Origin of the sequence: Enterococcus sp. AZ104 (assembly GCF_050546705.1) — a bacterium.
Lineage (GTDB): Bacteria > Bacillota > Bacilli > Lactobacillales > Enterococcaceae > Enterococcus > Enterococcus faecalis.
The window spans coordinates 2,013,522-2,026,153 of record NZ_CP172952.1 but is presented as its reverse complement, the minus strand read 5'-3'; the positions used below and the strand labels follow the sequence as shown (position 1 = coordinate 2,026,153).

Annotated in this window: 12 protein-coding genes, 1 tRNA gene and 1 pseudogene; 12 read left to right on the top strand and 2 right to left on the bottom strand. The window is 37.6% G+C overall.

Annotated elements, in window-relative coordinates; all coding sequences use genetic code 11:
• Positions 1-345 precede the first annotated feature (345 nt).
• From IGJ37_RS09645 to IGJ37_RS09610, 8 genes are all read left to right on the top strand, one after another.
• Complete coding sequence (locus IGJ37_RS09645) at positions 346-1,863, top strand: flavocytochrome c (RefSeq protein ID WP_002356617.1); 1,518 nt, start codon at positions 346-348, stop codon at positions 1,861-1,863.
• Between the two features lie 226 nt (positions 1,864-2,089).
• Positions 2,090-2,674, top strand: coding sequence for a thymidine kinase (locus IGJ37_RS09640; protein WP_002356618.1), 585 nt, complete (start codon positions 2,090-2,092; stop codon positions 2,672-2,674).
• An 11-nt stretch (positions 2,675-2,685) separates the two neighbouring features.
• A complete protein-coding gene (gene prfA / locus IGJ37_RS09635; RefSeq protein WP_002356619.1) occupies positions 2,686-3,759 on the top strand; it encodes a peptide chain release factor 1 in 1,074 nt (357 codons plus the stop codon).
• Positions 3,752-4,585, top strand: a complete 834-nt coding sequence (prmC, locus tag IGJ37_RS09630) for a peptide chain release factor N(5)-glutamine methyltransferase (RefSeq protein WP_325815075.1) — start codon at positions 3,752-3,754, stop codon at positions 4,583-4,585. The genes prfA and prmC overlap by 8 nt, the downstream gene beginning before the upstream one ends.
• Positions 4,586-4,628: 43 nt before the next feature.
• The gene (locus IGJ37_RS09625) at positions 4,629-5,651 is read left to right on the top strand and encodes an L-threonylcarbamoyladenylate synthase (RefSeq protein WP_002356622.1); all 1,023 of its coding nucleotides are present in this window, start codon (positions 4,629-4,631) and stop codon (positions 5,649-5,651) included.
• A 75-nt stretch (positions 5,652-5,726) separates the two neighbouring features.
• Entirely contained in the window at positions 5,727-6,965 is a 1,239-nt protein-coding gene (gene glyA / locus IGJ37_RS09620; RefSeq protein WP_252671570.1) for a serine hydroxymethyltransferase, read from the top strand.
• Positions 6,966-7,096: 131 nt separating this feature from the next.
• A complete protein-coding gene (gene upp, locus IGJ37_RS09615) occupies positions 7,097-7,726 on the top strand; it encodes a uracil phosphoribosyltransferase (RefSeq protein WP_002356624.1) in 630 nt (209 codons plus the stop codon).
• Positions 7,727-7,831: 105 nt separating this feature from the next.
• On the top strand, positions 7,832-8,104 hold the full coding sequence (locus IGJ37_RS09610; protein ID WP_002356625.1) for a membrane protein: 273 nt from the start codon (positions 7,832-7,834) through the stop codon (positions 8,102-8,104).
• 73 nt (positions 8,105-8,177) lie between these two features.
• On the opposite strand, the gene IGJ37_RS09605 is transcribed toward IGJ37_RS09610, so the two are convergent.
• Positions 8,178-8,414 carry a hypothetical protein gene (locus IGJ37_RS09605; protein ID WP_002381528.1) on the bottom strand — a complete coding sequence of 79 codons (237 nt, stop codon included), beginning with the start codon at positions 8,412-8,414 and terminating at the stop codon, positions 8,178-8,180.
• A 158-nt stretch (positions 8,415-8,572) separates the two neighbouring features.
• Between IGJ37_RS09605 and IGJ37_RS09600 the strand changes: the two genes are divergently transcribed.
• A tRNA-Thr gene (locus IGJ37_RS09600) sits at positions 8,573-8,645 on the top strand.
• Positions 8,646-8,771: 126 nt separating this feature from the next.
• Here the strand turns inward: IGJ37_RS09600 and IGJ37_RS09595 are convergent.
• Positions 8,772-8,999 (bottom strand): annotated as a pseudogene (locus IGJ37_RS09595) (tyrosine-type recombinase/integrase); the annotation flags it as partial.
• Positions 9,000-9,017: 18 nt separating this feature from the next.
• Between IGJ37_RS09595 and IGJ37_RS09590 the strand changes: the two are divergent.
• From IGJ37_RS09590 to IGJ37_RS09580, 3 genes are all read left to right on the top strand, one after another.
• Complete coding sequence (locus IGJ37_RS09590) at positions 9,018-10,154, top strand: ATP-binding protein (protein WP_325815119.1); 1,137 nt, start codon at positions 9,018-9,020, stop codon at positions 10,152-10,154.
• A gap of 15 nt (positions 10,155-10,169) precedes the next feature.
• Entirely contained in the window at positions 10,170-12,158 is a 1,989-nt protein-coding gene (locus tag IGJ37_RS09585; RefSeq protein ID WP_325815074.1) for a CD3337/EF1877 family mobilome membrane protein, read from the top strand.
• Positions 12,159-12,224: 66 nt separating this feature from the next.
• The gene (locus tag IGJ37_RS09580; RefSeq protein ID WP_325815073.1) at positions 12,225-12,620 is read left to right on the top strand and encodes a hypothetical protein; all 396 of its coding nucleotides are present in this window, start codon (positions 12,225-12,227) and stop codon (positions 12,618-12,620) included.
• Positions 12,621-12,632 lie beyond the last annotated feature (12 nt).

Genomic DNA, 12,632 nt, shown 5'->3' with positions numbered 1-12,632 from the left:
AACTAAGTATACCAAAACTTTTCGCCTCAAACGAATAATTCTGCCAGAAAATCCTTGAAATGACAAATAAAAATAAGAAATTCGTTAGAAATAATTGGAAAACATCCACAAACAAGCGAGAACATGATATTTTATGAAAGAATAGAAAAATAGGTTGTTCCCCAAACAACTTATTAATAATTGGTCAGTTTGTCTAACGATACAACTTTAAAAAGTAGTGGTAGCTTTTTTATTTCGGTTGATATGTGAATGTGTTCACTTTATGTAACAAACTGTTATTTTTATTCAAATGAAAAATAAGAAATTGTGTTGGTAGAAATCAATAGTTTATAAGGTGGGAAAACAATGAAAAAAGTGTTAATGGGAGTTCTTTCCCTAGGGTTATTATTAGGTGCAGCAACAGGTTGTACAAGCGATCAAGAAAAAGCCGCTGGTAAAACAAAAGCATCTTCTGAAAAAACAGAAGCAACATCTGGTGCCTCTGCTAATGGTTATACAGATCCAAGTGAACTAAAAGACAGTTATGATGTTGTTATTGTTGGTTCAGGTGGTGCGGGGATGACCGCTGCATTACAAGCCAAAGAAGCTGGCATGAATCCAGTTATTTTAGAAAAAATGCCTGTTGCAGGTGGGAATACAATTAAATCGTCTTCAGGAATGAATGCTTCACAAACAAAATTCCAAGAAAAAGAAGGCATTAAAGATAGCAACGATAAATTCTTTGAAGAAACACTAAAAGGCGGTAAAGGAACCAACGATCAAGAATTACTACGTTATTTTGTTGATCATTCAGCTGAAGCAATTGATTGGTTAGATACAAAAGGAATTACATTGAGCAATTTAACGATTACAGGTGGAATGAGCGAAAAACGTACACACCGACCTGCTGACGGATCAGCAATTGGGGGCTATCTAGTTGACGGTTTAGTACGTAACGTTCGCGAAGAAAAAATTCCATTGTTTGTTGATGCTGACGTCACAGACTTAGTTGAAGAAAACGGTCAAATTGATGGCGTAAAAGTGAAAATGAAAGATGATAAAGAAAAAACAGTTAAAGCAAAAGCAGTCGTTGTCACAACAGGTGGTTTCGGTGCCAACGAAAAATTAATTACACAATACAAACCAGAATTGAAAAACTATGTTACAACGAACCAAGAAGGCACAACAGGTGACGGTATCCAAATGATTCAAAAAGTTGGCGGTGCGTTAGTGGATATGAAAGAAATTCAAATTCACCCAACTGTTCAACAAAGCGATGCTTTCTTAATTGGTGAAGCAGTTCGTGGAGAAGGCGCAATCTTGGCTTCTCAAAAAGGAGAACGTTTTGTTAATGAGTTAGATACACGTGACAAAGTTTCTGCAGCAATCAATGCCTTACCAGAAAAATCAGCTTATTTAGTCTTTGACCAAGGCGTTCGCGACCGTGCAAAAGCCATTGATTTCTATGATCAAAAAGGTTTCGTGGAAAAAGGTGAAACGATTGAAGAATTAGCTGAAAAAATTGGCATGCCTGCCGATACATTGAAAGCAACGATTGATACTTGGAACCAAGATGTTAATGCCAAAGATGACAAACAATTTGGCCGGACAACTGGCATGGAAGCTGACTTAAGCACAGCGCCTTACTACGCAATTAAAATTGCACCAGGGATTCACCACACAATGGGTGGCGTGAAAATCAACACGAAAACAGAAGTTTTACGTGAAGATGGCACACCAATTAAAGGTCTATATGCTGCTGGTGAATTAACAGGTGGCTTACATGGTCAAAACCGTATCGGAGGCAATGCCATCGCCGATATTATCATTTATGGTCGTCAAGCAGGTACGCAATCAGCAGAATTTGCCTCTGCTCAAAAATAACTAGCATTAAAAAGTCTGAAATTGTAGTCAAATAATTACAATTTCGGGCTTTTTTATTGCATACTAGCAGGATCATTAGTTGGAGTATAAACAGCCCTGCTAAAATGACTTTGGCGTAGATTCTGTTTTTTTCAGAAAAATGCACGACCATTTTAGCTAAAAATACTGCTTTTTTGCTGAAAATATAGTAAAATACGTAAGGAACTAACGGAAAGGTGTAGTGAACATGGCTCAATTATTTTTCAAGTATGGCGCAATGAACAGTGGTAAAACCATTGAAATCTTAAAAGTAGCACACAATTACGAAGAACAAGACAAACCAGTTGTTTTGATGACCAGTGGACTAGATACACGTGATGGTGTCGGGAAAGTATCCAGTCGCATCGGATTACGCAGAGATGCTATTCCAATTTTTGAAGAAACCAATGTCTTTGACTTGATTAATGATTTGTCTTACAAACCTTTTTGCGTATTAGTCGATGAATGTCAATTTTTAAACAAGCATCATGTCATTGAATTTGCACGAATTGTTGACGAATTAGATATTCCAGTAATGGCATTTGGGCTAAAGAATGATTTTAGAAATGAATTATTTGAAGGCTCAAAGTATTTACTTTTATATGCAGACAAATTAGAAGAATTAAAAACGATTTGCTGGTTCTGTCATAAAAAAGCAACTATGAACTTGCACTATATTGATGGCAAACCCGTTTATGAAGGGGATCAAGTCCAAATTGGTGGGAATGAAGCCTACTATCCTGTTTGTCGCAAACATTATTTTCATCCAAAAACAGTGAATGAAGAACAGTAAGGAGAGACACTATGTACGATCAATTACAATCTATTGAAGATCGCTATGAGGAATTGGGCGAATTATTAAGTGACCCAGCAGTCATTAGCGATACAAAACGTTTCATGGAATTATCGAAAGAAGAAGCTAATACACGTGAGACGGTTGAGGTTTATCGCCGATATAAACAAGTTGTTGAAGGGATTAGCGATGCCGAAGAACTTTTAAGTGAAAACTTAGATGCGGAAATGGCCGAAATGGCGAAAGAAGAACTTTCTGATTTGAAAAAAGAAAAAGAAGTGTTAGAAGACCGCATTAAAATTTTATTATTACCAAAAGACCCAAATGATGATAAAAATATCATCATGGAAATCCGTGGTGCAGCCGGTGGCGATGAAGCCGCACTTTTTGCTGGCGACTTATTTAATATGTACCAAAAATATGCAGAAGCACAAGGGTGGAAAGCGGAAGTTTTAGAAGCGAACGTCACTGGAATCGGTGGATATAAAGAAGTAATTATGATGATTTCAGGAGATAACGTCTTTTCAAAATTAAAATATGAAAGTGGCGCTCACCGCGTGCAACGAGTTCCTTCAACAGAATCACAAGGACGGATTCATACATCGACAGCAACCGTTGTAGTTATGCCGGAAGCGGAAGAAGTCGAAATCGAATTAGCTGATAAAGATATCCGTGTCGATATTTATCATGCAAGTGGCGCTGGTGGACAGCACGTCAATAAAACCGCTTCGGCTGTTCGATTAACCCATTTACCAACAGGAATCGTAGTCGCAATGCAAGATGAACGTTCACAGCTAAAAAACCGTGAAAAAGCAATGAAAGTTTTGCGTGCTCGTGTGTATGACCAAATTCAACAAGAAGCACAAAGTGAATATGATGCTAACCGTAAATCGGCGGTGGGGACCGGAGATCGTTCAGAACGAATCAGAACGTATAACTTCCCGCAAAATCGAGTAACGGATCATCGTATCGGTTTAACCATCCAAAAACTAGACCAGATTCTTGCTGGCAAATTAGATGAAATCATTGATGCATTAGTCTTATATGATCAAACATCGAAATTAGAAGAGATGCAAAATGGCTAAACGTTACTTTGAAGTCCTTAACTGGGCTTCTTCTTTTTTAGAGGCGCAAGGCAAAGAAGGCTACGCTATTCACTATGTTTTTTTAGAACGTAAAGGTTGGGATAAAACGCAGTGGCTCCTGCATATGCAAGAAGAAATGCCCCAAGAAGAAGAGGAACAATTAAAAACGGATTTAGCCCAATTATTGACAGATTACCCAGCACAATATTTACTAGGACAAGCTGAATTTTATGGACATTCCTTTATTGTTAATGAACATACTTTGATTCCTAGGCCAGAAACAGAAGAATTAGTCGAGCGTTGCTTAAAAGCCAATCCAGATACTCCTTTGACGGTCGTGGATGTCGGAACAGGGACAGGTGCCATTGCGATTAGCTTGAAACTGGCACGGCCCAACTGGCGAGTTATTGCCATTGATCTTTCAGAGAAAGCGTTGACTGTCGCTAAACAAAACGCGCAAGCATTAGGTGCTGGCATCGAATTTTATCATGGGAATGGCTTACAGCCAGTTGCTTCTGAAAAAATTGATCTGCTTATTTCTAATCCGCCCTATATTAGTGAACAAGAATGGTATTTAATGGATGCAAGTGTCCGAACGTATGAACCTAAAACCGCTTTATTCGCTGAAAATAACGGTTTGGCTTTATACCAACAATTAATTCATGAAAGTCAAACGATGTTTAAAGCAGACGGTAAAATTTATTTTGAAATAGGGTTTCAACAAGGCGCGGCCCTCCAAGAATTATTGAGCGCCGCCTATCCACAAAAAACAATTAAAATTGAAAAAGATTTATCTGGCAACGATCGCCTCGCGATAGCCGAGTAACTAAGGTTCTTCGTCGCCACTTTTCTAGAAGGAGCGATTTGCAATGGAAACAAAAAAATTAACCAAACAAGAAATAGCCCAAGCAGCAGCAGCCATTCAAGCAGGCGAGCTAGTGGCTTTTCCAACAGAAACTGTTTATGGCTTAGGTGCCGATGCCTTAAATGAAGCGGCAGTAAAAAAAGTTTACCAAGTAAAAGGCCGCCCCAGTGATAATCCATTGATTGTTCATGTGAACAACGTTGAGATGGTCAAAAAATACGTGGCGACCTTACCAGAAGTCGCTACAAAATTGGTGTCTGCCTTTTGGCCGGGACCATTAACTTTAATTTTTAATGTGCCTAGCGATACATTTTCTAAAACAGTAACAGGTGGTTTAGAGACAGTCGCTTTTCGTATGCCAGATAACCAAGCGACCTTAGCTTTGATTGAACAAGCCAATGTTCCGTTGGTCGGACCAAGTGCGAACACTTCTGGCAAGCCTAGTCCAACATCTGCAGAGCATGTTTATCATGATTTGCAGGGGAAAATTGCTGCCATATTAGATGATGGCCCAACGCAGATTGGGGTGGAATCAACGGTCTTGGATTTAACGGCGGAAGATGGTGTGCCAGTTATTTTACGACCAGGAGCAATTACCAAAGAGCAGTTGGAAAGCATTATTCCCCAAGTGAAAATCGATACACATTTGATTAGTGAAACTGCAGCACCCAAAGCGCCAGGGATGAAATACAAACACTATTCTCCTGATGCGGAAGTTTGGATTATAAGCGGTCAAACAGCAGAATGGCAAGCGGCGATTCAGCAAGCAAAAGAACAACAGGAAAAAATCGGCTTATTTTTAAGTGATGAACAGGCAGCACAACTAGATACAGAAAATGCGTTTGTTTATTCTTATGGTGCAGAAACGGTTGAAAATGCCACAAAAGAACTATTTGCAGGGTTAAGAGCGTTAGATGAGCAAGGAGCTACCACGATTTTTGCGCAAGGATTTGCAGAAACTGGTTTAGGCACTGCTTACATGAATCGCTTGAAAAAATCAGCCAATCAAAAATTTTTTGAAAAATAAGAGGTATTTGTAACGAAGCTGACACAGAAGTATGATACAATCAGACAAAAGAAAACAAAATGGAGTGTTGTTTGAATGGATTACAAAACGTATGACCCAGATTTATGGAATGCAATTGCAAGAGAAGAAGAGCGCCAAGAAAATAACTTGGAACTAATCGCATCTGAGAATGTCGTGTCAAAAGCAGTTATGGCTGCCCAAGGAAGTATTTTAACGAATAAATACGCAGAAGGTTACCCTGGCAAACGGTACTATGGTGGTTGTGAATTTATCGATATCGTAGAAAATTTAGCTATCGATCGTGCCAAAGAATTATTTGGTGCAAAATTCGCGAATGTACAAGCCCATTCAGGTTCTCAAGCCAATACAGCGGCATACCTTTCATTGGTTGAACCAGGTGATACCATTTTGGGGATGGATTTATCAGCTGGTGGTCACTTAACACATGGTTCGCCCGTTAACTTTAGTGGCAAAACCTATAATTTTGTCAGTTATGGAGTGGATCCTTCAACAGAAGTAATCGATTATGATGTCGTGCGAATTTTAGCAAGAGAGCATCGTCCAAAATTAATTGTTGCTGGCGCAAGTGCGTATTCACGAACGATTGATTTCAAACGTTTCCGTGAAATCGCTGATGAAGTAGATGCCAAGTTAATGGTTGATATGGCGCATATTGCAGGCTTGGTAGCTTCAGGGTTGCAACCAAATCCAGTTCCGTATGCTGATATCGTAACAAGTACGACCCATAAAACATTGCGTGGTCCTCGTGGCGGTTTAATTTTGACAAATAGCGAAGAATTGGCGAAAAAAGTAAATAGTAGTATTTTCCCAGGCATTCAAGGTGGCCCGTTGGAACATGTGATTGCCGGAAAAGCCGCAGCTTTTAAAGAAGCTTTGGATCCAAGTTTTGCTGAATATAGTCAGCAAGTGATTGCAAATGCGCAAGCGATGACGAAAGTTTTCAATCAAGCGCCAGAAGCTCGTTTAATTAGTGGGGCAACAGACAACCACTTATTACTGATTGAAGTGACAGGTTTTGGTTTAAATGGAAAAGAAGCAGAAGCTATTTTAGATAGTGTAAATATTACTGTCAATAAAAATTCAATTCCGTTTGAACAATTAAGTCCATTTAAAACAAGTGGTATCCGTATTGGAACGCCTGCGATTACTTCACGTGGTTTTAAAGAAGAAGATGCGGTAGAAGTTGCTAAATTAATCGTTCAAGTTTTAAAAGATCCAGAAAATACAGCAGTTCATGATGAAGTCAAAGCAGCTGTAGCAGCGCTAACTAAAAAATATCCATTATATAACTAACATCAGGGGTAGCTGAAGCGCGATTCTCTGTACAAATAAGAGTCGGAGCTTAGGATTTAAGGAATTCAACTTGTGTCCTAGGCTCTTTTGTTTTACAATAAGAAAGAACAAAATAATGAAGGAGAATAGATATGGGAAAATTTCAAGTAATTGATCATCCGCTAATTCAACACAAACTAACAATGATTCGCGAAAAGAACTGTGGGACAAAGGTTTTCCGCGAAGTTGTCAACGAAATTGCTATGTTAATGGCTTATGAAGTATCACGGGATATGCCTTTAGAGGATGTTGTCATCGAAACACCGATGGGTAAATCAACACAAAAAACACTTTCAGGGAAAAAAGTAGCAATTATTCCTATTTTACGTGCCGGCATTGGCATGGTTGATGGGATTTTAGAATTAATTCCAGCAGCGAAAGTTGGACACGTTGGACTTTACCGTGATGAAGAAACATTGCAACCACATGAATACTTCGTGAAATTACCTGAAGACATTGCAAGTCGTCAATTATTTGTTGTTGACCCAATGCTAGCAACAGGTGGTTCCGCAATTATGGCCATCGATTCCTTAAAAGAACGTGGTGCTAGCAACATTAAATTTGTATGTCTAGTGGCCGTTCCAGAAGGTGTGAAAGCTTTACAAGAAGCGCACCCAGATGTAGATATTTATACAGCAGCTTTAGATGAGCGCTTAAACGAAGACGGCTATATCGTTCCTGGTTTAGGGGATGCTGGTGACCGTTTATTCGGAACAAAATAATAACAAAAAACCGTTAGGTAACCGATTATGGTTACTAACGGTTTTCTTTTGCTTAAAGAACTTTTCTAGGTGTATAATAAAAAATAAAAAAACAAAGGAGTAGCTATGAAAAAGAATAAAAAAGTCTTACACGCTATCGCTGTGATTGCTAGTGTGATGTCAGTTTTGATGTATGTTTCATATATTCCACAAATTTATGGAAATTTACATGGGGAAAAAGGCAATCCGACGCAACCATTAGTGGCAATGATTAATTGTATTTTTTGGACGATTCACGGGCTATATGGAGACGATGGAGAAACACGTGATAAGTCCATTATTTTTGCTAATGTTCCTGGAATTATTTTTGGTTTTTTTGCGTTTATTACAGCATTATAGTTTCCGACGAATTGGAAAGTATTCCAATTCTGTACATAAAAAAGAGCGGGGGAAATTTCCCACGCTTGAAGAATTAAATCTTTTTCAATTGTTTGTAATTAATAACAATCACACCATTGCTGTGCACCATTAAGTGATTGTTTTTTTGCGTTTCGTCAATTTCGACGACAGCGGCATTTTTTAATTGTTTCGTAACAACGCCTGTTTGTGGCTGTCCGTGAACAAGAAAAGTAACATGGGTGTCAACGGCGAAATCCTTACCAGCATCCGAGGGAACAACAGGAGTAACCATACCATTAAAATTTGACATACAAAAAACCATCCTTTCTTGATATCTCTATTATACCACATTTTCAGAAAAAAGTTTGTAAAGTCGCTATTTGGCTTATTTTAAAGAGATTTTGCATAAATAAATAACAAACAGACTTTACAAATAAAGTAGAAAGTCCTATAATAGATTTGTTTCAGGCCAGCTTAGCTCAGTTGGTAGAGCAACGCACTCGTAACGCGTAGGTCGTAGGTTCGAACCCTATAGCTGGCATAGATTGGAAAGACAGATACACCAAGCCTTAAAGGTAATAGGTATATCTGTCTTTTTTGTGTTTTGAAAGTTTTCGATGCCTAAAATTGCCTACTTATTAAAAATTAGTATTTAAAACATGTTATTTTATAGCTCGAATATATCATAATTGTCAAATTTATCGCTCATTGATTTTTGAGAATTAGGGTATAAATGACCATAAGTATCAATTGTAGTAGTAATTGAAGAATGACCTAATCGTTCTTTTATAGTAGTATTCTTTTCGTTATTGTGAATAAGAAGAGCTACGTGTGAATGTCTAAAGTCGTGTAATCTTATAGGTTTAAGGTTCAAGTTGTTTTGTTCAATCCGTTTTTAGCCAATCAAGCAGAAGTGGCTGGAAAAGCTTCTAGTTCGCCTCATATTGCGATTACTGGACCGACTGGAGGAGGAAAATCATTTCTTGCAAAATTGATTTTCTTTTACTGTAGTTTGTTAAATGGGAAGGGTTTATATATTGATCCGAAATCAGAATATAGAAAATGGTTAATGAAAGTCGTAGAAAACCCGTATTATCAAGAAAAATACCCGTTATTCATTGACTATATTCGTTCGCTCCATTTTGTGACGTTAGACCCGAATAAAGAGGAGAATGCAGGTGTTCTTGATCCCTTGAATTACTTATCAGGGGCAGAAGTACAAGATACGTTAGAAACAATCTTTGAGCAGATTTATGATTTTTCAGAAAAAGAGGACGCTCGAACAGAAATGTTAAAAGGGATTAAGTCAGTTGTTGCAAAAAAAGAAGAAGGTCAACAAGTTGGGCTGTTAAATGTTTTAGATTATATGGTTCAAAGTAGCAACGAAGAAGCGAGAAAATCAGGAAAGGCTATTTTAGAACGAGTAGACGGATCAATCCTAGAATTGGCATTTTCACGAGGAGAGAATAACGGATTGAACTTGACGGAACATGTCACTATTTTAGAAGTAGCTGGTTTAGATATTCCAGATGCGGAAGAAAATAGTCGAAACTACACGTCTAGTCAGAAAAAATCATTAGCCTTAATGATGTGTTTAGGGAAGTTCTGTGAAGCTTTCGGATTGAAAGATTCAGAAGAAAATACGTTTGTCTTGTTTGACGAAGCGTGGGTGTTTAGTTCGTCTAGAGGTGGAAAGAAAGTAATTAAAGCGATGCGACGGGTAGGACGTACGTTTAATAATATGATGGTTTTAATCACGCAATCGATTAAAGATACGCAGTCGGAGGACGATTCTGGGAACTTTGGACGTGTTTTTGCGTTTGATAAAGACGATGAACGAGAATTGATTTTGAGACATGTTGGGTTAGAAGTAACTCAAAAAAATATTGAGTTCTTGCGGAAAATGCCTCAATATCATTGCTTGTATTTAGATATTTATGGTCGTGTAGGACGAATGTTGGTGTATTGCCCATTCGAAGAAGTAAGAGAAAGTTTCCGTACGGTTAATCGTAATGAAAGTGCGAATGCGGAAGAAAAATTTATGGCATAGAAGGGAGGTTTTTGTATGCTAACAGATTATTTTGATATTGATTCCATTTTATCATTAATCAAGAAAGCTACATGGTTAGGTGGTGGATTTGATGAGAAAATGGTAGGTGGATTTAATGGGATTTTGAATATTTTGTTTTCCATTGGAAAAAGCATTGTGGAAGCTAGCATGGTGTTAGTCGATAAAATCTATTCTGTCGATATTTTGAATAAGAGCATTGATAGTGCTTTTTCTTCTAGTAATGCGGTATGGGATAACCTATTTAAAACCTTTGGAACGTTTTTTGTGATGATGGTGTTTATTTACGGGATCAAAGATTTTTTTCGTCATGGAATGGAACGATTGTTTATTCGCTTATTGATTTTAGGTAGTTTGATTGTCGTTGGAACAGGCTTTTATTCTAATGGCGCAAACTTTTTAAAGAAAGTAAACACGGTTTCAACGAATGCGCAAACAGAATTGGTGGGTATTATGGCACCGAATGTGTCAAAGCCAGCGGAGCAGCTAGTGGAAGATTTAAAGCTAACGCCACCTGATACCGTGACAGGGGAAGTGCAAAATATGATGTATTATCGGTTTGTACTTGAACCTTTTTTACTGATGAATTTTGGGAAAACAGATGTTTCAACTGAAACAATTAAAGAATTTACAGCAAAACGAGGAAAATATACGTCTAAATTAGAAAAAGACATACAAGATAGTGTAGATAAAAAAGCAGAAAAAAATTCTTATTTGACTATAAAAAAATTAGGGCAGAAATGGGCAGTTCTGCTTAATTCAGGGATTGACTTTGTAATTGTGGCAGGGGTAATCTTGTTTATTGCGGTAATGAATTTTTTGTTACAAATTTTCATTCTAATGTTAATTCTGTTGTCGCCTGTTTTTCTTGCTCGTTCGTTATTGCCAAACAATGAGCATGTGTTAATGAATGCAGGCAAGCTGATTTTTGGCTCCTTTGCGGGAAAAGTATTGTTAGGTCTTGGCTTTGGGTTTATTTTTATGACTTTAGGTTGGTTGGATTCAGCGTTTGGCGCTACAACCTTCTTAACAGTAATTGCTTCACTTTTTGTTAAAGTCATTTTAGCTGTTTTGATTTACAAGAATTGGCGTTGGTTTGTGTCTGTTATTCAACATCAGAAAGTGGATAAGGTACCGTTAAAACAAAAATTGCCTCATTTCAGAAAAGATGTGACAGCAAAAGAAGAAGGAACTTCGCCTCAATCCAGTCGACCACCAAAAGAAGTATTAGAACCAATAGGATATTCGGATGATAACGGTCAAAGTGACTACATGGATAATATAATTTTAGGGTCAACAATGGACGAGATTCAGCCAACGAGAACAGAAAAATTAGCACAAAAAGCAGGTTACTTTTCTGAACGTGGGTTAGGTGGAAGCTTAAAAGATGGTATGAGTCAATTGTATCAAGATTCAAAATTGGCGAATGGCGTTGATAAAGTGAAAGGATTTAATCCAAAAAAAAGTTTAAACGATCGTTTTTCTTCTATATCGAATGCGTATCGTGAGGGTCAATTTGAGGCTTTCGATAAACATGGCTTTGTGAATGATCCTGATGTGCCGATAGATTCATTGAGTATTGAAGAGCTGGACGGTATGACTCGTTTTGAAACCGAAGGAAGCGAAAAAAATCGTACGCAGTTATCGGAAGAAGAAGAGAGAAAGTATCGTCGCAATAGTTCATGGAGTGGTGCGACGGAAAGTTTTGAGGAACGATTGGCGAAACTTCGTGGGGAACCTTATGAGTACGACGTACATTTTGATGATTTTAAAACAGAACCAAAAGAATGGAAGCAAAGCTATTCATACAGTCCAGAAGAGCCGTTGACAAAAGAGCCGAAGGAAACACCAAGAGAAGCAAAAGAAGAGGAAAAAACTTCTGCTACTATTCGTTATTCAACAGAAGATAATTTGAGAAAAGATCGTGAGATTCAAGAAGAATTATCTCCTGAAAAAGAGAACGGGAAAACGACAGAAACCTTGTAAAATCAACGGAAAAACTGTTCATAGGCACGTGAAAATGGTATAATAAAAGAAAAAGAGAGGTGCATTATGAAAAAGTTTTTATCAGTTATTTTGTTAGGATTGTTAGTGGTATTCACAGCGTGTGGAAGTAGTGATAAAGCAGACAAGAATACACAAGCTGTGATTGATAAGGTTATTGAAGAAGATTCTGTATCGGTTGATTTTGATGGGAAAGAAACAAAGCATAATTATACAGAAAAAGATTTTAGTTTTTTGATTTATAAAGATAAAGATAAAGATACAAATAATTATTTAATTGACACGTGGGCTCCGTATGAAGAAAAAGTAGATAGTGTTGAGCATTTTTATGAATATACAGAGGATAAAGAGTTAAAAACGTTAGTGGCAGAATATGAGCTTAATGAAAAAAAAGCGAGTGGGAATTACGAGCTTGTTTATAAGTCAGGCAAATTTAAAGAGTAGGTTGGAAGAAAC